The organism is Enterobacter sp. MGH119 (assembly GCF_001037675.1).
GTDB lineage: Bacteria > Pseudomonadota > Gammaproteobacteria > Enterobacterales > Enterobacteriaceae > Enterobacter > Enterobacter hormaechei_C.
On the sequence record NZ_KQ089929.1, the window covers coordinates 1,054,644 to 1,078,968 of the forward strand.

At 59.3% G+C, this 24,325-nt stretch carries 6 protein-coding genes; 2 read left to right on the top strand and 4 right to left on the bottom strand.

Annotated elements, in window-relative coordinates:
* Positions 1 to 51: 51 nt before the first annotated feature.
* Together SK53_RS04965 and SK53_RS04970 are read right to left on the bottom strand one after the other, a co-directional pair.
* Positions 52 to 18,105: an Ig-like domain-containing protein gene (locus tag SK53_RS04965; RefSeq protein ID WP_048208687.1), complete on the bottom strand. Its 18,054-nt coding sequence runs from the start codon at positions 18,103 to 18,105 to the stop codon at positions 52 to 54.
* Between the two features lie 120 nt (positions 18,106 to 18,225).
* Complete coding sequence (locus SK53_RS04970) at positions 18,226 to 19,563, bottom strand: TolC family outer membrane protein (RefSeq protein ID WP_023324619.1); 1,338 nt, start codon at positions 19,561 to 19,563, stop codon at positions 18,226 to 18,228.
* 733 nt (positions 19,564 to 20,296) lie between these two features.
* On the opposite strand from SK53_RS04970, the gene SK53_RS04975 reads away from it, so the two are divergent.
* Both SK53_RS04975 and SK53_RS04980 read left to right on the top strand, forming a co-directional pair.
* Positions 20,297 to 21,040, top strand: a complete 744-nt coding sequence (locus tag SK53_RS04975) for a DeoR/GlpR family DNA-binding transcription regulator (protein ID WP_022651161.1) — start codon at positions 20,297 to 20,299, stop codon at positions 21,038 to 21,040.
* 13 nt (positions 21,041 to 21,053) lie between these two features.
* A complete protein-coding gene (locus tag SK53_RS04980; protein ID WP_048208690.1) occupies positions 21,054 to 22,121 on the top strand; it encodes an oxidoreductase in 1,068 nt (355 codons plus the stop codon).
* Positions 22,122 to 22,162: 41 nt separating this feature from the next.
* On the opposite strand, the gene cybB is transcribed toward SK53_RS04980, so the two are convergent.
* Both cybB and aldA read right to left on the bottom strand, forming a co-directional pair.
* Positions 22,163 to 22,693 (bottom strand): cytochrome b561, encoded by a 531-nt coding sequence (gene cybB, locus SK53_RS04985; protein ID WP_003857288.1) that lies wholly within the window; start codon positions 22,691 to 22,693, stop codon positions 22,163 to 22,165.
* Between the two features lie 87 nt (positions 22,694 to 22,780).
* A complete protein-coding gene (gene aldA, locus SK53_RS04990) occupies positions 22,781 to 24,220 on the bottom strand; it encodes an aldehyde dehydrogenase (protein WP_032658358.1) in 1,440 nt (479 codons plus the stop codon).
* Between the last annotated feature and the right edge of the window lie 105 nt (positions 24,221 to 24,325).

Below are 24,325 nucleotides of genomic sequence, written 5' to 3' on the forward strand. Positions count from 1 at the left end.
TTCGTTAAAGAAACGCAAAAAGCCGCGAGAATCGCTCCCCGCGGCAGTGTTTTACGCAATTAACAGCTGGTGGTTCGCCAGCAGCGTCGCCAGATCTGTCTGCACCCCGTTCAGCGTCACCAGCGTGGTGGGCGAGAACTGACCGCCGGTGCCGTCCAGGTCAACCTGGATCTCGGTGTTGCTGCCGTTCTGCACCACGCGGATGTAGTCGGCGATGTTGCCCGCGCTGCTGTCCAGCGTCGCCACGCCGTTGACGTAGCTCGCCGAGCCGGTGCCGGTATAACCGCTGTCAGAAAGCAGGTCGCGCAGGTCGATACGGTCCGTATCCGCCGTCCCTTCCCAGGTGCCGACGGTAAAGCCGTTCACCACATCGCTGCCGTTGCCGCCCGTCGCGTCAGACGCGTTGATCAGCTTATAGAGCAACGTATCGTGACCGCCGCTGCCGATGTTGAAGGTGTCGTTCCCGCCCCGGCCTTCGAACTGGTTATCACCGCTGTTGCCGGTGATCACGTCGTCATAGTCGGAGCCGTTGATGCCTTCAATATTCACCAGTGTCGCGGTATCGAATCCGGTACTCTGCGCCGTAGAGCGTCCTAAATCGACGGTGACGCCGGAAGTGGCGTTGCGATAATCCACGACATCCATGCCGCCCGTACTGCTCCACGTGTCGTGTTCAGAGGTCGTCGTCCAGCCACCGGAACCGTTGTAGGTATACGTCCCTGCTTCAGCGATAAAGGTATCGTTGTAGCCGGTACCTGTCAGGGTGCCCTGGTGACCGCCCGTAGCAGCTTCAGCCGTCAGGGCGTAACTTTCTTTACCGTCTCCTGCCGTCAGCCCGTCCCAGGTTACGTTACTCGAAACACCGTTAACGGCACGAACCAGCACCGCGTGATACGTCTCGCTGGGATCCAGGCCGTAAAAACTGATGAGCGACGAGGAATCGTTAATGCCAATCCCGGACTGGGCATTGATGATTTCACTGGCGACCAGCTGGCCTGCCGCGTTGTACAGCTGGACAGTGTTGCCAAAGAAGGCGTTAATCCCTTCGCTGTCGACAATCTTCAGATGCAAGGCCGTACCTGGTGCGACCGTATTGGTATTCCGCTCCAGTAAAACCGTACCGTTTTGACGGAAAATGAGCAGATCCTGTGCGCCATCCCAGTCGTAATCAAGCAGAGCCGCGCCGGATACCTGAGTTGACGTAGCGGTACTGAATTTCGAAGCAGTAAAGCTTGCAGTACCTGCCAGTCCATCATTGGTGTAAAGATAAGACTGCCCGCTATTCGCCAGCTTGATGATGTCCATGTGACCGTCGAGGTTCCAGTCCACCGCCACGCTGACGTTACCCACAAACTTATCCGTGGTCGCCGTTCCAACCGCGGTTCCGGCCAGAAGGTTGCCGCTACCGTCGTTCAGCATTAACACCCCGCCCTGGCTGGTTCCGCTGGAGGTACGGGACATGCTCATATACAGGTCCATGTAGCCATCACCGTTAAAGTCGGCCCAGGTCATACTCACGGCATTGGACGCTGCGGCGGAACCATAGCCGCTGTACATGGTATTGGTGAAGTTTTGCCCCCACGTAAATGAGCCATTGCCCTGGTTAAACATGGTCGACAGGGCATAGTTGTTGCCCCCGTTGGTCGTATGCTGGGCAATATCCACTTTCCCGTCGTTGTTCAAATCCACACCGGACGTTTCAATCAGACTGTTGTAGTTACCTACCGTTGATCCCGATACGAAACTGGAGTACGTACCGGACTTCGAACTGCCCGTCAGCGTGCCGTTGTTATTGAGCATAACGGTGCTGGAATCAGGCCCGCCAGCATCGCCGATGACAAAGTCAGTGTAACCATCGCCCTTGATGTCAATGGCGACCACCGCGCCATACCACACCGCAGCCCCCATATTGGTCAGCGTACTGGAGGTGTATGTACCGTCTCCATTGTTAATCAGCTGCACCATGTACGAGTAACTTGTCCCTTCCGCCAGCACGTCAGCCAGCCCGTCGCGGTTGATATCCGCGTAAGTACCGGTTGTGTAATTTCCCGTCATTGAGAAATTGCCTGAAACGGTGTAAGCGTTACGGCTACTGGTATTGGCGGATGCGAATTGCTGGTTGGCCATAATCGTCCACAGCCCATCCGAATCCAGCATATAGCTGGCAGAATAGGAGTAGTTCGCGGCGGTAAATGACCAGGCCGGCGTCAATGATTCTTCACTCCCTACAATCAGGCTACCGGTGGTCAACCCAGCGGTATTACCGTTGCCGGCGCTGCTTTTCACCTGTGCCGTAACATCATAATTCTTCACGCTCAGCGCATCGCCGTCAGGGAGCTGCAAATACCATGTGTTGTTATCCGGATCGACCACGACCGCACCGCCAGTCTCTGAGGTGTAGGTTTTATCGTTCACGGTGATAACCACGTACTCGCCGTTGGTCAGTCCCGCCGATACCAGTCCACTCAGAATCGGGGTGCTATCTGTCGTCGTCTGAGGGTTAATGGTCACGGTGGTTGTCGGGATACTCGTATCTACTTTCAGCACGAAATCATCTGAGTCGGTGAAGTTACCTGCCAGATCGGTCACACGCAGCATATAGACGTGATTACCGTCATTCAGACCACTGTCCTGGAAATACCAGCTGGCGGCGCCGTTCATCGTCACCTGTCCCAGCAGCACACCGTCACGATACAGTTGCACGATCTCGCCACTGTCCGGCGCACGGTTAAGCGTCCCGTTAATCACTGGAGAGTTGTCATCTGTTGCCACCGAAGCGCCGAAGCTGCCCTGACGTTCGCCTTCCCCGTCGGTATAGCTGACCACCGTTCCCACCGTATCAGGCGGCGTGGTATCAACCGTTACCACCTGCGAAGAGGTTGAGCCGACGTTGCCCGCCTGGTCGATGATCCGCACCTGGTAGTTGTAATCCCCGTCCGTCAGATCGCGGATGTCCGTATAGCTCCAGCGCTGGTTAGTGACGGTAGCGTCAATCCAGGTATTGCCGCCGTCGAGGCTAATCTGTACGCGCTCGTCGTTGGCCAGCGCGCTGCCCAACGAACCGTTGATCGTCAGCGAGGTGTCCATGGTGATGAAATCACTTCCGGACTGCCCGGTATCTTCGCTGATGCTGTCAATGGTGATGCCGTACTGCGGCGCCTGGGTATCCACCGTCACGTCCTGCGTGGTGGTGGCCCCGACGTTGCCCGCCTGATCGACAACCCGCACCTGATAGCGGTAGTCGCCGTCGGCCAGGATGCGCGCGTCGGTATAGCGCCACTGGGTACCGCTTACCGTGGCGTAAACCCAGGTGGTGCCGCCATCCATGCTCACCTGCACATACTCACCCGCCCCGAGTTCGGCCCCGAGCGTCCCGTTGAGCGTGTACGAGGTCGAACTGGTCAGGAAGTCATTGTTATCGAAACCGGTATCGACGGTGATGTTATCCACGGTCACCGTAATCGCCGCATCCGGCGCGACCGTATCGACCGTCACCTGCTGATGAGCGCTAGCACCCACGTTGCCCGCCGCATCCACTACGCGAACGTAGTAGTCATAGGTCTGGTTACCCAGCGTGCGGCCGTCCACGTAGTACCAGCTGTTGCCGGTGACGATCACGTTCTGCCAGGTGACGCCGCCGTCGATGCTGATCTGGGCATATTCGCCGTCGGCCAGCGTCGCGCCGAGTGAGCCGTGCAGGGTCAGGGACGTGTCGCGAGTGATAAAGTCGCTGCTGCTCAGGCCGGTATCGTCGCTGATGCTGTCGATAGCGATCGTTTTGCTGGCGTCCGGCGCGACGGTATCAATGGTCACCACCTGGCTGGTGGTGGCGCTGATATTCCCCGCCTCGTCAATCACGCGCAGCTGGTAGTTGTAATCCCCGTCGGTCAGCGTACGGCCATCAATATACGTCCAGCTCAGGCCGCTAACGCTCACGTCAGTCCAGGTCGCGCCACCGTCCAGGCTGATCTGGGCGTGGTCGCCGCTGCCCAGGGCCGCGCCGAGCGTCCCTTTCAGGCTGATCTGGCTGTCGCTGGTAATGAAGTCGCTGTCGGACAGGCCGGTATCCTGCGAGACGGAATCCACGGTAATGGTCGCCGCCGCAGGCTTCGTCAGATCGATTACCACGTCCTGGCTGTCCGTTGCCCCAACGTTGCCCGCGTTATCAATCACGCGCACCTGGTACTGATACGTACCGTCCGTCAGGGTGCGACCATCAGTGTAGCGCCAGGTGGTGCCGGTGACGGTCAGGTCGATCCAGGTGACGCCGCCGTCAAGGCTGATCTGCGCCTTCTCGTTATTGCCGAGCTGCGCGGTCAGGGAACCATTCACCACCACCTGGCTGTCGTTGGTGATGAAGTCATTCGCGCTGAGGCCGGTATCGTTTTGCAGGGAATCAATGCTGATCCCCATCGACGGTGCGGTGAGATCCACGGTTACGGTGTGGTTATCGCTGACGCTGTTGCCGATGGCGTTGCTCACCTGCGCGTTAATCACGTACGAACCGCCGTCCGCCAGCGCGGTCACGTCTGCGCTGCCGACCGTATAGCTCCAGGTGCCGTCATTTTGAACGGTAGCCGTGTAGGTTTTACCGTTAAGCGTAATTGTCACCGTCTGGCCCGCTGGCGCATCGGTGGTGCCGCTGATAACCAGTGGCGTGCCATGTTCGGCGGCATTTACGATATCGTCCTGCGCAAAGGTGTTAATGGCGATGGTCGGCACGTCGCCGTTAAGCGTCACGTCGTGCGTTGCGCTGCCCGGGTTACCTGCCTTATCGCTCACCGTAGCCGTAATGGTGTAATCCCCGTCGCTCAGGCCAAGGAAATCACGCCCCGGCACGAAGACCGACCAGGAGCCGTTCGCCGCCACGGTCGCCTGATAGCTGTGGCCGTTGAAGGAGACGGTCACCGTCTGGCCCTGTTCCGCGGTGGTGGTCCCGCTGATGGTCTGCCCCGCCAGCTGCTCGGCGTTGTTGACGATATCGTCATCGGCCACGGTGCTAATGGTGACGGCTGGCGCGATGGTATCGACCGTTAAGGTATGCGTCGTCTGGCCGCTGTTACCGGCTTTATCGTTGACCGAAGCGGTGACCGTCAGCGCGCCCTGGCTCAGGGCGGCCAGGTCGGCTGCCGGCACGTCGAGCGTCCAAGTGCCGTCGCTGCCGACAAGCGCAGTGTAGGTTTTTCCTCCCAGCGTCACGGTAACGGTCTGACCCGCCTCCGCGCTGGAAGATCCGTGCACGGTCAGCGGCTGCTGCGCTTCCGCCGCATTCAGCACATCGTCGCCCGACAACGTGTTCACGCTAATCACCGGCGCGGTGGTGTCCACGCTGATGGTGTGCGTCGCCGAGGCGCTGTTCCCGGCGCTGTCCTGCGCCGAAACAGAAACCTGGTAGCTCGCGCCGTCGGCCAGGGTGCCCACGTCGGCGGCCGGTACAGTGGTTGTCCAGGAGCCATCGCTCTGGATAGTGGCCGTATAGCTCTTACCATTCAGGGTGATAGTGACCTGCGTACCGCTGGCGAACTGCGCGCTGGAGCCGTTGATGACCAGCGACGCGCCCGCTTCTGCCGCATTGATCACGTCATCACCGCTGAGGGTGTTGACGGTCAGCGCGACCGATGCGGTATTTACCACCACGTCGTGGGTCTGGGTGCTGCTGTTACCCGCACTGTCGGTGATAGTCGCGCTAAGGGTCACGGTGCCGTCGGTCAGCGCGGAAATCACGCTGGCCGGAACGCCCACGCTCCATTTGCCGCTGGCGTCAACGGTGGTGGTGTACTGGTTCGAACCGATGGTGATGACCACCTTATCGCCGACGCTGGCGCCGGTTGCGGTGCCGCTGACGATCTGCGCCTGCCCGTGCTCCACGCTGTTGATGACGTCATCGCCCGCCACAACGTTAAAGCTGACGGTCGGCGGCGTGGTATCAAGCGTAATCGCTTTCCCCGCGCTGCCCGGATTACCCGCGGCGTCACTCACGCTGGCCTGCACGGTGTAACCGTTATCCGCCAGTGCGGACAGGTCTGTGCCCGGCACGTTCACGCTCCAGACGCCGCCCTGCTGAACCTGTGCGGTATAGCTGTTTCCGCCCAGCGTCACGGTGACCGTCTGACCGACTTCAGCCGTGGTGGTGCCGGAAATGTCCACGCCCGCAGCCGCTTCGCTGCCGTTGATCACGTTGTCGCCGGCTACCGTATCAATGTTCACGGTTGGCGCAGTCGCGTCCACGCTATATTCGCGGCCCGCCGAGGCGCTGTTGCCGTGCGCGTTGGTGACGCTCACCTGCACGCTGGCGTCACCGTCCTTCAGGCCCGCGAGATCGGCGGAAGGCACGGTGGCCGTCCAGTTACCGTCAGCATCCACCTTCGCGGTGTACGTCTTGCCGCCGAAGGTAACGGTAACGGTCTGGTTTTCCTCCACGTTCGAGGTGCTGCCGGAGAGCACCAGATCCACGCCTTTCTCCTCCGCGTTAATCACGTCGTCGGTGGCAATCGCATCAATGCTGATAGCCACCGCCGCCAGATCGACGGTCACGTCATGGCTGATGGTCACCGGGTTGCCCGCCGCGCTCTGGCCTGCCACGGTCACGTTGACGGTACCTGCTGCGAAGGCCGCGACGTCTGCCGCCGGGATCGCCGCGTTCCAGGAGCCGTCTGCCAGTACCGACGCGGCATAGGTCTTGCCATTCACGGTCACGGTGAGCGTTGTGCCTGCCGCCAGCCCGTCACTGGTGCCGGAGACGATCAGGTTTTGACCATGCTCAATGCTGTTGATCACGTCATCGCCCGCCACGGTATTCACGCGCAGCCCCGGCAGGCTGGCGTCGATAGTGATATCGCGCTCGCCTGTTCCCGTGTTGCCGTGGCCGTTGGTCACAGTCGCAGACACCGTCAGGTCGCCGTTGCCCAGCGCCGTCAGGACGGATTCCGGCACGTTCACGGACCAGGTCAGATCGCTCTGCACTGTCGCGGTGTACGTGTTGCCGCCAATGGTCACGGTGACGGTATTGCCCGCCTCCGCGTTCGCTACCTTGCCGCTGAGGGTCTGACCCGCGGCCACTTCCGCCGCGTTGATGACGTTATCGCCCGCAATGGTGTTGATGGTGACGGTTGGCAGCGCGGTATCTACAAGCAGGTTCGCGGTGTTGCTCACGCTGTTGCCCACGCCGTTGGTGGCCGTCGCGTTCAGGGTGTAACTGGCCTGACCGAGACCGGTCAGATCCGCTGCCGGAACGGTCAGGCTCCAGGTGCCGTCTGCCGCCGTCGTGGCCGTGTAGTTTTTGCCGTTGAGGGTCACGGCCACCACGGTGCCTTCTGCCAGGTTGGCGCTGGTGCCGCTGACGCGCAGATCCTGACCCTTCTCTACCGCGTTCAGCACATTATCATCGCTGATGGCGTTGAAGCTGACCGACGGCAGACCGGTATCGACGGTCACATTATGCGTGCCGCTGCCGGTGTTGCCCGCCGCGTCGGTGACTGATGCAGTGATGGTCGCGGTACCGTCGCTGAGGCCTGAAATCACATTTGCCGGGACGCCCACGCTCCAGTTACCCGCCGCGTCCAGCACGGTGGTATAAGTCTGGCCGCCGATCGTGACGGTGACCTTATCGCCCGCCGCCGCGCCGGTGGCGGAGCCGCTGACGATCTGCGCCTGATTGTGTTCAGCCACGTTAATCACATCGTCGCCTGCAACGGTATGGATGGTCACCGCAGGTACGGTGACGTCCACCGTCAGGGTGTGGTCAACCGACGCCGGGTTACCCGCCTTGTCGCTCACGCTCGCGGTTACGGTGACGCTGCCGTCGGTTAATCCTGCCAGATCCGCCGCCGGAACGTTCAGCGTCCAGCTGCCGTTCGCGCTGACGGTTGTGGTGAAATCTTTGCCGTTCAGCGATACGGTCACCGTCTGGCCCGCTTCGGCTGTGCTGGTGCCGGAGATTGCCAGGTCTGACTGCGCTTCCGTGGCGTTCAGGATATCTTCGGTGGCAATCGTGTTGATGGTCACGAACGGCGCGGTAGCATCCACGCTGTACTCACGGCCCGCCGAGGCGCTATTGCCGTTCACGTTGGTGACGCTCACCTGTACGCTGGCGTCACCATCCTTCAGGCCAGCCAGATCCGCTGACGGCACGGTGTAAGTCCAGTTGCCGCTGTCGTCCACGGTGGTGGTGTAGATCCTGCCGTTCAGACTAATGGTCACGGTCTGCCCGGCTTCCACGTTGGTGGTCACACCGGACAGCACCAGATCCGCGCCCTTCTCCGCCGCGTTAATCACGTCGTCGGTGGCAAGCGCATTGATGCTGATGGCAACGGTAGCCAGATCCACGGTCACGTCGTGGCTGATGGTGATCGGATTACCCGCCGCGCTGTCACCGGTAACGCTGATTTTCACGGTGCCTTCCGGCCACGCGCTCACGTCGGTGGACGGGATCGCCGCGCGCCAGGTGCCGTCTGCCAGCACCGTTGCCGCGTAATCTTTACCGTTGACGGTAACCGTCAGCGCCGTGCCCGGCGCCAGCCCGTCGCTGGTGCCTGAAACAATCAGGTTCTGCGCGTGCTCGATGGTGTTGACCACGTCGTCACCCGCCACGGTATCGACGCGCAGCCCCGGCAGGTTAGCGTCGATAGCGATCTCGCGTTCGCCGGTGCCGGTGTTGCCGTGGCCGTTGGTGACGGTCGCGGTTACGCTCAGGCTGCCGTTGCCGAGTGCGGTCAGCACGTCAGACGGCACGTTGACGGACCAGGACAGATTATTCTGCACCGTTGCGGTGTAGCTGTGGCCGCCGATAGCGACGGTCACGGTGTTGCCCGCTTCGGCATTCGCCACGGTGCCGCTCAGGGTCTGACCCGCGGCCACTTCCGCCGCGTTGATGACGTTGTCGCCCGCCACGGTGTTGATGGTGACGGTTGGCAGCGCGGTGTCGACAAGCAGGTTCGCAGAATTGCTCACGCTGTTGCCCACGCCGTTGGTGGCCGTCGCGTTCAGGGTGTAACTGGCCTGACCGAGACCGGCCAGATCCGCAGCCGGAACCGTCAGGCTCCAGGTGCCGTCTGCCGCAGTTGTCGCCGTGTAGTTTTTACCGTTCAGGGTCACGGTGACCAGGGTGCCTTCCGCCAGGTTGGCGCTGGTGCCGCTGACGCTCAGATCCTGGCCTTTTTCAACGGCGTTCAGGACGTTGTCATCACTGATGGCGTTGAAGCTGACCGATGGCAGACCGGTATCGACGGTCACATTATGCGTGCCGCTGCCGGTATTGCCCGCCGCGTCGGTGACTGACACAGAGACGGTCACGGTGCCGTCGCTGAGGCCTGAAATCACATTCGCCGGAACGCCCACGCTCCAGTTACCCGCCGCATCCAGCACGGTGGTATAAGTCTGCCCGCCGATCGTGACGGTGACCTTATCGCCCGCCGCCGCGCCGGTGGCGGAGCCGCTGATAATCTGCGCCTGATTGTGTTCAGCCACGTTAATCACGTCGTCGCCTGCCACGGTGTGGATGGTCACTGCCGGAACGGTGACGTCCACCGTCAGGTTGTGGTCCGCCGACGCCGGGTTACCCGCTTTGTCGCTGACGCTCGCGGTCACGGTGACGCTGCCGTCGCTTAATCCTGCCAGATCCGCCGCCGGAACGTTCAGCGTCCAGCTGCCGTTCGCGCTGACGGTTGTGGTGTAATCTTTGCCGTTCAGCGATACGGTCACCGTCTGGCCTGCTTCGGCGGTGCTGGTGCCGGAGATTGCCAGGTCGGACTGTGCTTCTGAGGCGTTGAGGATATCGTCGGTGGCAATCGTGTTGATGGTCACGGACGGCGCGGTAGCATCCACGCTGTACTCGCGGCCCGCAGACGCGCTGTTGCCGTTCACGTTGGTGACGCTCACCTGCACGCTGGCGTCACCGTCCTTCAGGCCAGCCAGATCCGCAGACGGCACCGTGGCGGTCCATTTACCCTCAGCGTCCACCGTGGCAGTGTAGCTCTTGCCGCCGAAGGTGATGGTGACGGTTTGATTTTCCTCTACATTCGCGGTGGTGCCGGAGAGCACCAGATCCGCACCCCTCTCGGCGGCGTTGATCACGTCATCGGAAGCGATGGCGTCAATGCTGATCGCGACATTTGCCAGATCCACGGTCACATCATGGTTGATAGTCACCGGATTGCCCGCGCTGCTCTGGCCTTCAACGTTCACGGTGACCGTGCCTGCGGCAAGGGCACTCACGTCCGCAGAAGGGATCGCCGCGCTCCAGGTGCCGTCTGCCAGCACGGTGGCTGCATAGGTTTTACCGTTTACGGTGACGGTCAGCGCTGTACCCGCCGTCAGGCCGTCGCTTGAACCCGTGATAATCAGATTCTGCCTGTGTTCGATGCTGTTAATCACGTCATCGCCCGCTACGGTGTCCACGCGCAGGCCCGGCAGATTCGCGTCGATAGTGATATCGCGCTCGCCGCTGCCGCTGTTGCCCACGCCGTTCGTGACGCTGGCGGTCACGGTCAGATCGCCATTGCCCAGCGCGGTGAGCACAGATTCCGGTACGCTGACGGACCAGGTCAGATCGCTCTGCACCGTTGCGGTGTAGTTATGGCCGCCAACAGACACAGTCACGGTGTTGCCCGCTTCGGCATTCACCACTGTGCCGCTAATGGTCTGGCCGGTTGCCAGCTCCGCCGCGTTGATCACGTCGTCGCCCGCCACGGTGTTAATGATGACGCCAGGCAGCACGGATTCCACGTTCACGGTGTGCGAGGTGCTGGTGCTGTTGCCGACGCTGTCCGTTGCGGAGGCCGACACGGTGTAAAGCGCTTCACCCAGTTGCCCCACCTCGCTCGCCGGAACGGTTGTGGTCCATTGGCCATTGGTATCCACCGTGGCGCTGTACGCTTTGCCGTTGAGCATCACGGTGACCACCGCGCCCACGGCCAGCCCGGAAGCCGTACCTGTGATGGTCAGATCCTGCGTTTTCTCACTGCTGTTGATCACATCGTCGCCGGACACGGTGTCAATGGTCAGCACCGGCGCAGTGAGGTTGACTTCAACCTCGTGCGTTGTGCTGTTGCTGTTTCCGGCTTTATCGGTCAGCGCCGCGGTGATGGTGTGATCCCCGGCGGTCAGGGCACTCACGTCCGCCGCAGGCACGCCCACGCTCCACCTGCCGGAAGCGTCCAGGGTCGCCGTGTAATCTTTGTTATTGATGGTGACGGTCACCACGTCGCCCGCCGCCGCACCGGTCACGGAACCGGTGACAATCAGCGCCTGCGCATGCTCGGCGCTGTTGATCACGTCGTCGTCGGAAACGGTGTTAATGGTCAGCTGTGGCACCGTGGTATCCACCAGCACATCGCGGTCCGCCAAGGCCGGGTTACCCGCCTTATCCGCGACGGCTGCCGTGATGGTGTAACTGCCGTCGGTAATCGCGCCGATATCCGCAGACGGTACGGTGACGCTCCAGCTGCCGTTCGCCTGTACGGTGGTGGTGTAGTCCACGCCGTTCAGCGTCACGGTGACGGTCTGGCCCGCTTCGGCGTTGGAGACACCGTTAACGACCAGATCCTGCTGCGCTTCGGCCGCGTTGATGATGTTGTTGTCGCTGACGATCTCGATGGACACCGTCGGCGCGGTGGCGTCCACGCTGTACTCGCGGCCCGCCGAGGCGCTGTTGCCGTTCACGTTGGTCACGCTCACCTGCACGCTGGCGTCGCCGTCTTTCAGGCTACCTAAATCGGCAGACGGTACGGTCGCCGTCCAGTGGCCGCTGGCATCCACCGTCGCGATATAGGTCTTACCGCCGAAAGTGATGGTAACGGTCTGGTTTTCTTCCACGTTGGTGGTGGCACCCGACAGCACCAGATCTGCGCCTTTTTCTGCCGCATTGATTACGTCGTCGGTAGCGATAGCGTCAATGCTGATAGCAACCGTCGCCAGGTCGATCTTCACGTCGTGGCTGATAGAAACCGGGTTGCCCGCTGCGCTCTGGCCTTCAACGGTCACGGTGACGGTGCCTTCGCTCAGCGCGCCGACGTCTGCTGCCGGAACGGCGGCCGTCCAGGTACCGTCTGCCAGTACGGTGGCCGCGTAGGTTTTACCGTTAACGGTCACCGTCAATGCTGAACCCGCTGCCAGACCGTCGCTGGAGCCGGTGATAATCAGGTTTTGTCCGTGTTCGATGCTGTTGATCACGTCGTCACCCGCCACCTTATTGACCCGCAGGCCAGGCAGGTTGGCATCAATCGTGATGTCGCGCTCGCCGGAGCCGGTATTACCGTGGCCGTTAGTGACGCTGGCGGATACGGTCAGGTCGCCGTTGCCGATGGCGGTTAACACGTCAGACGCGACGTTAACCGACCAGCTTAAATCGTCCTGCACGGTTGTCGTGTAGGTATTGCCACCCACCGAAATTGTGACAGTGTCACCACTCGCGGCACCGCTCACTTTCCCGCTCAGGGTTTGTCCGGAAGCCACTTCCGCCGCGTTAATCACGTCGTCGGTGGCAACCGCATTAATGGTGACCTGCGGCAGCGCGCTGTCGACCAGCACGCTATGGCTGGTGTTCGCACTATTACCCGCAGTATCGGTCACGCTGGCCGTCACGCTATAGCTCGCTTCGCCCAATGCCGAGACATTTGCCGCCGGAACGGTGACGCTCCAGTTACCGCTGGCATCGGTGGTGGCGGCGTAACTGATACCGTTCAGGGTTACGGTGATGCGGGTCCCGTCCGGCTGGTTGCTGGTACCGGAGATCAACAGGTCCTGGCCTTTCTCGGTCGCGTTGATCACGTCGTCAACCGCCAGGGTATTGATGGCAATCACCGGCGCGGTCAGGGAGACGTCAAACGCGTGCGTCGCGCTGGTGCTGTTGCCCGCTTTATCGGTGACCGTGGCGGAGATCGTCTGATCGCCGTTAGCCAGCGCGCCCACGTCTGCCGCCGGAACGCCCACGCTCCAGCTTCCGGCACCGTCCAGCATCGCTGTGTAGTCTTTGCCGTTCAGGGTCAAGGTAATCACATCGCCCGCCTGCGCGCCCGTCACCTTGCCGGTGACAATCAGCGCCTGGCCGTGCTCGGCAATATTAACAATGTCGTCGCCCGCCACAATGTCGAAGGTAATCTGCGGCACGGTAGTGTCGACCAGCACGGACGCCCCTGCACTGGCCGGGTTGCCCGCTTTATCGGACACGGTCACCGTGACCGCCGCGCTGCCGTCGGCGATGCCTGCCATATCCGCCGCCGGTACGTCCAGCGTCCAGCTGCCGTTTGCCTGCACCTGGGCGGTGTACTGATTGCCGTTGAAGGCCACGGTGACCGTCTGGCCTGCTTCGGCAGTAGACGTCCCGCTCAGGGTCAGATCCTGCGCCGCCTCTGCCGCATTCAGCATGTTGTCGCCGCTGATGGTGTTGATGGTGACCGCTGGCGCGGCGGTAGCGACGCTGAATGCCTGCGAGGAAGAGGCCGCATTGCCGTTCACGTTGGTTACGCTGACCTGTACGCTGGCGTCGCCGTCCTTCAGGCCGCTCAGATCGGCAGCCGGTACGGTGCAGGTCCAGTCGCCGTTGGCATCGACCATCGTGGTCCAGGTTTTACCCGCAAAGATAATGGTAACGGTCTGGCCCGCTTCAACGTTCGAGGAGGAGCCGGACAGCACCAGATCCTGGCCTTTTTCTGCCGCGTTCAGCACGTTATCGTCCGTCACGCTGTTAATGCTTATCGCCACCGGGGCGAGATCGACATCCACCACGGTGCCGATGTTCACCGGGTTGCCGGAGGTATCCTGCGCGCTGGCGCTGATGGTGAGCGACCCGTCCGCCCACCGGGAGACGTCTGCGGCCGGAACCGCAGCCTGCCATGTGCCGTCCGCCAGTACCGATGCGGAATAACTCTTGCCGTTGATGCTCACGGTGACGGTGCTACCCGCCGCCAGGTCGGTGCTGGTGCCGGAGATAACCAGGTTCTGCGCGTGTTCAATTATGTTAATGACGTCGTCACCGGCGACGGTATCAATGCGCAGGCCGGGCAGCTCGGCGTCAATGGTGACATCCAGGGAAGACGATCCGGTATTGCCGTGCGCGTTCGTCACGCTGGCCGATACGGTCAGGTCGCCGTTGCCGAGTGCGGTTAACTGACTCTGGGTTAACGGCAGGCTCCAGGTGAGATCGTCCTGTACGGTAGCCGTGTATGTCTGCCCGCCGAGGATAATCGTGACGGTATCGCCCGATGCCGCGTTAGAAACCTTTCCGGTCAGGGTTTGCCCTGCGGCCACTTCCGCCGCGTTGACGATATTGTCGCCCGCAAAGTTGTTGAGGGTAACAACCGGCAGCGAGCTGTCCACCAGCACATCGTGCGTGGCAGCGGCGCTATTGCCCACATTATCGGTGACGCTCGCCGTTACGGTGTAATTGGCTTCACCCAGCGCGCTCACCGCAGAGGCGGGTACGGTAACGCTCCAGTTGCCGCTGGCGTCGGTGGTGGCGGAGTAGTTGATACCGTTCAGATTAACAGTGATGGTGGTTCCTTCCGGCTGGTTGCTGGTACCGGAAAGCAGCAGATCTTCGCCCTTCTCTGCCGCATTGATCACGTCATCCGCTGCCAGCGTGTTAATACCGATAACGGGCGTCACAGTATTGACCACCACATCCACTGAACTGCTGCCGGTGTTGCCGGACCGATCGGTCACGGAGACGTTAATAGTCCAGGTGCCGTCCGTCAGCCCCTGAATGACGGACGCAGGCAGGCCGAGACTCCAGTTTCCTGCCGCATCCACCACGGTGGTGTAGTCCACGTTATTGATGGTGATGGTGACCAAATCGCCCGCCGCCGCGCCGGTGACGGAGCCGCTCAGGATCTGCGCCTGAGCATGGGCCAGCTGGTTAACGGTGTTGGTGTCGGTGACGAAATCGTTGATGGTCACCTGCGGTACGGTAGCATCCACCAGCCCAACGCGGTCCGCGCTGCTGCTGTTGCCCGCCACGTCACTGACGGTGGCCGTCACGGTGACATTGCCATCGGTCAGCGCGCCCACGTCGGCGGCAGGCACGTTCAGCTGCCAGCGACCGTCCGCCTGTACCGTGGTCTGGTAAGATTTACCGTTCAGCGTCACGGTGACCGTCTGGCCCGTTTCAGCGGTTGTGCTGCCGCTGAGCACCAGATCCTGCTGCGCTTCTGCCGCATTAATGATGTTGTCGTCGGTCAGGTTATCAAGCGTAATGGCTGGCGGCTGCGTATCGACGATCACCACGCGTGAGGCGTCCGCGCTGTTGCCGTTGACGTTAGTCACGCTGACGCTCACCTGCGCACGCCCGTCGATCAGCGTTTCCATCGCGCTCGCCGGAACGGTCAGGTGCCAGGAGCCGTCCTGCTGCACCTGTGCAGTAAAGGTTTGATCCGCGAATTTCACCACCACGGTCTGCCCGGCCTCCACGCCCTGCGTCTGACCAGAAAGCGTGACATCCGCGCCTTTTTCTGCCGCGTTGAGCATATCGTCAGTGGTTACGGTATCGATGGTGACAGCCACCGCATTCAGGTCAAGCTCGATCGGGTGTTCAGCCGCCACGGTGTTGCCCCAGGCATCTTCCGCGCTGACGCTGACGGTGATGCCTCCCGCCGTCCATGCCTGAAGGTCCGCCGCCGGCACGCCAATCTGCCAGCTGCCGCTGGCGTTAACCGTGGTGACGTATTCGACATTATTGATGGTAACGGTGATCTGTGTGCCTTCGGCCAGATGAGTGCTGGAGCCGGTGACGGCCAGATCCTGCTGCTGCTCGATGGCGTTAATCACGTCATCGCCAGAGATCGTGTTCACGCGCAGGCCCGGCAGTTCGGCGTTGATGTTGATATCACGTTCGCCGGTGCCGGTATTGCCGTGCGCATTGGTGACAGAGGCGCTGAAGGTTAAATCGCCGTCGCCAAACGCCTGGAGGTCGGCCGATGGGATCGTCACGCTCCATTTCAGGTCGCTGCCAACCGTCGCGGTGTAGCTCTTGCCGCCCACGGTGACTGAGACGGTATCGCCCGCCGCCGCGCCGGTGACGCGTCCACTGAGGGTTTGGTCAACCGCCGCTTCGGCGTTATTGACCAGGTTATCCCCGGCAAAGGTGTTGACGATCACCTGCGGCAGCACGGTGTCTACCAGCAGATTCGCCTCGGCGGAGCCGCTGTTACCCACGCTGTCGGTGCCGCTGACGCTGACGGTGTAAAGGGTATTCGCCAGATCCAGCACGTCGGAAACCGGCACCTGAACGGACCAGCGACCGTTCTCAACGGTGGCCTGATAGTTAACGTTGTTCAGCGTCACGGTGACAGCGCTGCCGTTCGGCAGATTACTGGTCCCGCTCAGGCTCAGGGGCTGCATGGCCTCCTGCGCATTCAGGACGTTATCCTGGCTGATGGGATCAAGGGTAAATTCCGGCGGGTTGCCGCTCAGCGTAATGCCGTGCGTCGCGCTGCCGGTGTTGCCCGTCGCATCGGTCACGGCGACCGAAATGCTGTGGCTACCTTCCCCCAGCGCGCCAATGACGGAGGCAGGCACGCCGACGCTCCAGCTGCCGTCCGCCTGGACGACACCGGTAAAGGTCTTGCCGCCAACGGTCACGGTGACAACGTCGCCCTCCGCCGCGCCGTTCGCCTGGCCGGAAATAATCTGCGCCTGCCCCTGCTCGCTGGTGTTCAGAATGTCGTCGCCCGCGACGGTGTTGATAGTGACCACTGGCGCTGCGGTATCGACCGTGAAATCGGCGGTGATGGAGGACCCATTACCCGCTTTGTCGCTGACGTTTACCGTCAGGGTGTGCTCGCCGTTAGCCAGCGTCTGTACTTCACTGGCCGGAAGCGTAACGGACCAGCTGCCGTCGCTGCCCACGGTCGCCGTGTGATTTTTGCCGTTCAGCGTGACCGTCACAATCTGGCCCGCTTCCGCATCGGTTTTCCCCGTCAGCGTCAGCGGCTGATTATGTTCAGCCGCGTTGATGATGTTGTCCTGGGCGATCGTGTCGACAGAGATCACTGGCGAGGCGGTATCCACGCCAATCGTCTGGCTGCCGGACACGGTGTTGCCCGCCGCGTCTTTTCCGCTGACGTTGACCGTCCAGGTACCATCGCCCAGCGCCTGTGCGTCGGCAGCAGGGACCTTCACGCTCCATGCGCCGTTTACCCCCACTTCTGCGGTATAGGTTCTACCGTTGAGCGTGACGGTAAGCGCCGTTCCCTGCGCCAGGTTTTTGCTGGTGCCGGACAGCGTAAAGCCCGCGGACTGTTCGCTGGCGTTGATCACGTTATCACCCGCCGTGGTGGCGAGCGTCACGCTGGTATCCGCTGTAGAAACGGTTACGTTAATACTGCCCGCAGAGGTCGTTTTACTGCCGTCGATCTGTACGACGGACCAGGTATGTTCCCCGTCCGCCTGGGTCGGGAGTGTTACCGTCCAGGTGCCGTCCTTCGCGACCATGGTGCTGGCGATGGTGCTGCCGCTGCCGTCTTTAACCTGAATGGTCGCGCCCGGCTGCCCGGTACCGCTGAAGGTGGGGGTGTTATCATCCGTGACCTCTTTTGCACTCAGCACGCCCTGCTTGTCACCCGCGTTGTCCGTCAGCAAAAATGTCGGCGTGGCGCTTTCGACTTCTTTTGTATTATCAATAACCTTCGTTTTGGTTTCGCCATCGCCGCCGTGAGCCAGCAGTGCGCCGATCGCACCGCCCCCTAACGCCGCACCGGCAATCCAGCCCCACGGCGCATCGCTTAATACGCTTCCCTGCTCCAGGAAAGGTTCAATGCTGCTAATGGGTGCAGCCTGGGCGGTTAATTCGGTGGCGGCAACGCCTGATGCTTCCCCGGCATCGGCAAATGAAATATGCGTCAACGCCTGGTTATCGTTAAATACCAGTTCGGAATGATTATGGGTTTCCGTGTCTTCGACAAAATAATTATTGCAGCGGATCACGCTGCCATCTTTCATATAAATGAGGAGGTCATTCCCCTGGCGGACATAACGCACCACGTCCTGAGCAGAACCCTGAATTTCAATCACGCTCGGTGAGGAAATAGAAACCGAGAGATTCCCTTCACCGGTTAATTTCGTCTTCTCTGCCGTTTTGCGAATGATGACATCAACAACTTTTGCGGTACTCATATTCTTCTCCTTGCAGGTGCGCGTATTCCTGTGGATATGTCCACCAGAGGGATGTAGCTATCCTTGGGAAAAATCACCCATTATTGTCTGACTTATTTCGCGCAGAAAGGCGCGCCTTTTTTAACTTAAATCAGGTAATTTCGCGGCAGCGTTTTTCTCTATTCCGATAAGCGGCATGAGATTATCCACCGCAGAGGCGTAATTAATCGCCGCACTCCAGCCATCGTATTCAGCCATTATTTTCGCGGAGGTGGCAGACCAGACATCCTGCTCCACGCTGAGCAGATCGTTAATGCTGCGCTTGCTCAGGGTATATTCATTTTTGTAGACATCGCGGGCGCGCAACGCATTTTCCAGCTGACGTTTCCCGGCTTCCATTCGTCCACGCGCCCCGGTCCAGTCGGCCTGTGCGACGGAGGCTTTTTGCAGGACATCAAAACGGGCCTGATCGACCTGAGACGATGCCATTGCCCTTGCGCCCTCGGCCTGACGGACGCGCGCCGAGACCGCGCCGCCCTGATAAAGCGGTGCGTCAATATTGAGCTGGATCTGATCATCCCAGTACGCGCGATTATCCGACTCATAGCGGGTGCGGCCCCCTTTCAGGCTTAAGGTCGGCCAGTGCTGAGACTTCGCGGTTTCTACGCCGTACTGGGCTGAACGCTCCATGTTCTGCGCGGCCATCACCGTTGGGATCAGTGAATAATCAATCCGATTGAGAGAATCCGGCTCCACGGCCAGACCTCCCGGAACCGGTGAATAGCGTTCAGCCTGTATGCCAGTTAATACCGCCAGCCGCGCGCGGGCGCTGTTCAGGGACGCATTGTACTGCTCTACCGTCGCCTGCATCCCGGCAATACGGGTGCGGGTCTGAAGCTCATCAGAGGTGGAGCTTACGCCAGCGTCGGCGCGGAGTTTTGCCAGCTGCTCAACGTTTTTAAGCGCCTGCACGTTCTCTTTTGCCGCCTGCAACAGATCGCTGTAGCGTTTCACTTCCACATAGCTGAGGGCTGTTTTTTCCGCGACGGCAGACATCGTGCTCATCAGCTGGTAGCGATAGCTGTCACGCTGAGCTGAAGACTGGCTGATGCTGTTGTTGGTCTTGCCAAAATCGTACACCAGCTGCGTCAGACTCAGGCCCCAGGCTGCGGAATTTCGCAACGAGCCGCTTGAATCGGTGGTCTGGCTGTGACCTGTACTCCCGTTCAGGGCTATTTGTGGCATCCAGCCACTGCGCGCTTCGTCTATTTGTGCCTGGCCGATCCCCAGCTGTGCCGCCTGCTGACTCACCGAGGGGTCGCGATCGAGAGCGAAAAGAATACTTTCTTTCATCGTCATTGCCGCAACGGGAGATATCCCCGCCTGGCCGTTATTTGCATTAGCCGCAGTCACCACCAACGAAATTAAGGTCAGGGAGGCAGATAATCTGAGTAACCTGTTATTGCATTTCATCTTCATAATATCCCCCGACTCCAGGTGATAGCCAAATAAATACCCAGGAAGAGGTACAAATAATTCGCCAGAAATCCATTGCCCCTTCTCCATTAATTCCGGGCAAGAGTTCCCCTAACCCATTTCAATTGAGACGAGAGCCGTTCAATCCTTTTTTTCTTTTAAGAATTTACTTAAATATTTATTGATTCGCAGCATAACAAAATGTGATATAAGCAACCACACCCGCAATGTTAATGTGTTGTTACAAATAAGAAAAAAGATGGGGTTTCTGGACAAAACGTTATAAAAGACCTTTCAGATGAAACAAATAAACCCCCTGTAATATAAAGAAAATTCTAAAATACCCCGGTGTACATTTTTGCGTTAATTTCACCCCGAATCAGACACAAAGATTTTCAAAGAAATGTCAACTTAAGTAATCCACCGAATAAAACTGGATTATTTTACTTTATAAACACAGATTGTTAGATATATGCACTAATTTATAATTACAAATTAGTTATAAATATCAATTAGGCGCTGGAATGTGGCAGCTTAAGCCAAATTTATAAGTAAAACATAGCGATAACAACATACCTAAAAGATACATACATGTTTTTGATGACTGATTAATGCGATATCAATAATCACACCATTAAACTGTTTTTGGATAACATCCCGCGCCTGTCCCGATTCCCTTTTCTGCAAAATGCTGTAAAATGCGAAGTATTGCGACATTTTGCAGGATACTGCGCCCATGCATAAAACCGCCAGACAGAAATATGTGCTTGATATCATTACTGAACAAGGCCAGGCCAGCATTACCGAGCTGGCAGATCGATTGCAGGTTTCAGCGGACACTATCCGTCGCGATCTGACCGACCTGGAAAAACAGGGACTGGCACAAAAAAACCATGGTGGCGCCATCGCGCTGAATCTCTCGACGATGAACCGGGTTAGCAGGAATACCTTGCTGCCTGAAATCAAGCAGCGGCTGGGTAAACAGGTTGCGCAATGCGTGCCTGCGGGCTCGACGCTGTTTCTGGATGCCGGAAGCACACTGCTGGCCGTTGCCTCTTTCCTTCATGGGCCGCTGACCATCATCACCCCTTCTCTTGATATCGCCCAACAGGTGAGCGATCGGGAAGGTATCGACCTGATCCTGCTCGGTGGAAAGTGGGATCAGAAACAGCGCCTGTTTGCCGGAAGCGCCACCCTTTCACTGCTCTCTCGCTACCGGGCGGATATTGCCATCCTTGGCGCATGCGCCATCCATGCCGAACTCGGATTGAGCGCCAGTCAGGAGGCGGATGCCGAAGTGAAGCGTGCCATGCTGGCCGCAAGCCAGGCGCACTGGGTAGTCGCCGACCATCTAAAACTCAACCAGTGCGAACCGTATCTGGTGTCAGGGTTATCCGAGATTCATCAACTGTTTTTAGATCGTCCCTGGGCAGAGCTCGGGGACCATAGCGCCGTGCAGGTTACCGTTTGCGCACATTAACGTGGAGAAGGTCATGAATAAAGTGAAGACAATGAATATTGCGCTGATCGGGTATGGTTTTGTGGGTAAGACGTTCCATGCCCCGCTGATCCAGTCCGTTGACGGCCTGAAGCTGGCGGTGATCTCATCCCGGGATGAAGAGAAAGTGAAACGCGATCTGCCGGACGTGCTCGTTGTCGCCACGCCGGAAGAGGCCATTCAGCACCCGGATATCGATCTGGTGGTTATCGCCTCCCCTAACGCGACCCATGCGCCGCTGGCCACCCTGGCGCTCAATGCCGGCAAGCATGTGGTAGTAGATAAGCCGTTCACGCTGGATATGCAGGAAGCGCGGGATCTGATTGCGCTGGCTGAAGAAAAACAGCGGCTGCTTTCTGTCTTCCATAACCGCCGCTGGGACAGCGATTTTCTCGGCATTAAGCAGGTGATTGCGCAAGGCAGCATCGGCAAGGTGAAACATTTTGAGTCGCATATCGATCGTTTCCGCCCGGAGGTTCGCGTGCGCTGGAGAGAGCAAAACGTTCCCGGCAGCGGCCTGTGGTTCGACTTAGGCCCGCACATGATTGACCAGACGCTACAGCTTTTTGGTCTGCCGCAGTCGGTACAGGGCAACATCGCCATCCTGCGTGACGGCGCGGAGATTAACGACTGGGCGCACGTGGTGCTGAATTATCCGGAACACAAAGTGGTCCTCCATTGCAGCATGCTGGTGGCGGGCGGCGTATCCCGCTTTACCATTCACGGTGACAAGGCTAGCGTGGTGAAAGCGCGCATCGATCAGCAGGAAGCCCAGCTGCTGGCAGGCGTCATTCCGGGTAGTGAACGCTGGGGTGAAGACAGCGACGCTATGGTGCTGCTTAATGCCCAGGGTGAAGCCAGCGCTATCCCTGCGCCAAAAGGCGACCAGCGGCAGTACTATATAAACGTGCGCGATGCCCTGAACGGCAAGATTGACAACCCGGTCCCGCCGGTGGAAGCCCTGGCGGTGATGGCGGTGCTGGAAGCGGCGGTAAAATCTTCAGAAACGGGTACAACTCAGGAACTGGACTTAACGGCGCAGGAGCGCGCGCAACTGCAATAAGCCGCAAAAAAATGCCCTGCGGGTTCGCAGGGCATTATCGGTTACTGACGCTTTTTTGGCATCATCCGCAGCAGCGTGTTGTCTTTCCAGAAATAGTGATGCATCAGCGCGGCAAAGGCGTGCAAACCAATCACGAAATATCCCAGATTCGCCAGCGTCACGTGCCACGCTTTTAGCGTATCCACCAGGTCAAAATTCCCCTCCGCCGCATGCGGCATCGTCAGGCCAAACGCAAACCAGTCATTTCCCCGGTTATACATCATCACCATGCCGATCAGCGGCAGCGCAATGAACAGCAGGTAGATAACCAGATGCCCCAGATGGGACAGCCCGGTGATCATCGCTTTTGGTTTCGGTTGAATAGGCGGAGCCGGGAATTTGAGGCGGATAAGCAGGCGCGCCACCATCAGCACCAGGATGCTGATCCCGCAGGAAACGTGGATCATATTAATGAGCGGACGATCGCTTCGCGGGAACCATCCCCTGAACTCCATGGCGCAATAGGCCATAATAACTAACAGAAAAACCAGCCAGTGAATGCTGATTTGCAGACCCGTATATTTTGTGCGCATGTTGTTTCCCGATAAATAACCATTATCGCGCCAACATAACCACCTTTCCTGAAAATGTGAACCCCCTCGCATGGAGGGGGCTCCTGATTACGACTGTAAATAGACCACCTGCGTCTGCAAATACTCATTCAGACCGTGTTTACCATCTGCCCCGCCGATTCCGGATTTCCGCCAGCCCGCATGGAAGCCCTGCATCGCTTCAAAGTTTTCACGGTTAATGTAGGTCTCGCCGAACTTAAGCCCCTTAATGGCTTTCATGGCGACGTTCAGGTCCTGCGTATAAACAGACGAGGTTAAACCGTAGTCGCTGTCGTTGGCCATGTTCAGGGCCTCTTCCAGGGTGTCGAAAGCCACCACCGGCAGCACCGGGCCAAAGGTCTCTTCGTGCATGATGGCCATATCCTGACGCACGTCCAGCAGCAGCGTTGGGGGATAAAAATACCCTTTACCTTCTGCCGCTTTACCGCCAAGGACCACTTTGGCCCCCTCCTGCACCGCGCGCGCCACCTTCTGCTCCACGCGCTCCAGCGCGGCGGCGTTGATCAGCGGCCCCATGGCAATATCCGTTCGCTCAGCCGGATTGCCAAACTGGACGGCTTTCATTGCCTCGCCCAGACGATTCACAAAGCGGTCGTAGATCCCCTTCTGGACATAGACACGTTCCGCGCAGTTACACACCTGCCCGGTATTGATGACGCGTGAATCCACAATGGCCTTCACGGCCAGCTCAAGATCGGCATCGTCCATCACGATGGCCGGGGCTTTACCGCCCAGCTCCAGCCCCACTTTGGTGATGTTTTTCGCAGCCGCAGCCATGATCTTTTCACCTGCCCCGACGCTGCCGGTCATGCTGACCATCGCCACTTTCGGATTCCCGGCCAGCTCCTGTCCGACGGTTTCACCCCGGCCCAGCACCAGGTTAAAGACGCCTTTCGGCAGGCCAATCTCATCGACGATTTTGGCAAACGCAATGGCGTTGTTTGGGGTAAATTCGCTCGGTTTGATAACGATGGTGTTGCCGGTGATCAGCGCGGGAGCAAGCTTACGGGCAATCAGGAAGAAGGGAAAGTTCCACGGCAGAATGCCGGTGGTGACGCCAAGGGCACGCTTAAACACCAGAATATTCTCGCCCGGACGGTCGCTCTGAATGATTTCCCCTTCATACCGGCGCGCCCACTCGGCCATATAGTCGATGTAGTCAGCGGTAAAGTTCACTTCCACTTCCGCCAGCTGCTGGATCTTGCCGCCTTCGGCCACAATCAACGCGCTGATTTCACTGACGCGCTCGCGGATCCCGGCGGAAATTTTGCGTAGCCAGCTGGCGCGTTCAATGGCTGGCAGCGCCTCCCAGCCAGCCTGCGCGCGCTCTGCCGCGTCAATGGCTTTGCGGGCGTCCTCGGCGGTGCCGTCGGGAATACGGGAAATGACCTCTTCCGTGGCCGGATTGATCACGTCAATCCATGCATCACCCTGCCAGGCAACAAACTGTCCATCAATATACATAGGATGTTGTACGGGTACTGTCATAACCTGCTCCTGTAATCATACTGTTTTTAACAAGTAAACTTATTGTTAAAAACTATAATTACCGGGGCAATTGCCTACTCTATGAGTCTGTTTTTGTGAGATATC

Coding starts and splice junctions, on each gene's coding strand:
- SK53_RS04965 (WP_048208687.1), bottom strand. CDS start 18,105: ATGAGTACCGCAAAAGTTGTTGATGTCATCATTCGCAAAACGGCAGAG.
- SK53_RS04970 (WP_023324619.1), bottom strand. CDS start 19,563: ATGAAGATGAAATGCAATAACAGGTTACTCAGATTATCTGCCTCCCTG.
- SK53_RS04975 (WP_022651161.1), top strand. CDS start 20,297: ATGCATAAAACCGCCAGACAGAAATATGTGCTTGATATCATTACTGAA.
- SK53_RS04980 (WP_048208690.1), top strand. CDS start 21,054: ATGAATAAAGTGAAGACAATGAATATTGCGCTGATCGGGTATGGTTTT.
- cybB (WP_003857288.1), bottom strand. CDS start 22,693: ATGCGCACAAAATATACGGGTCTGCAAATCAGCATTCACTGGCTGGTT.
- aldA (WP_032658358.1), bottom strand. CDS start 24,220: ATGACAGTACCCGTACAACATCCTATGTATATTGATGGACAGTTTGTT.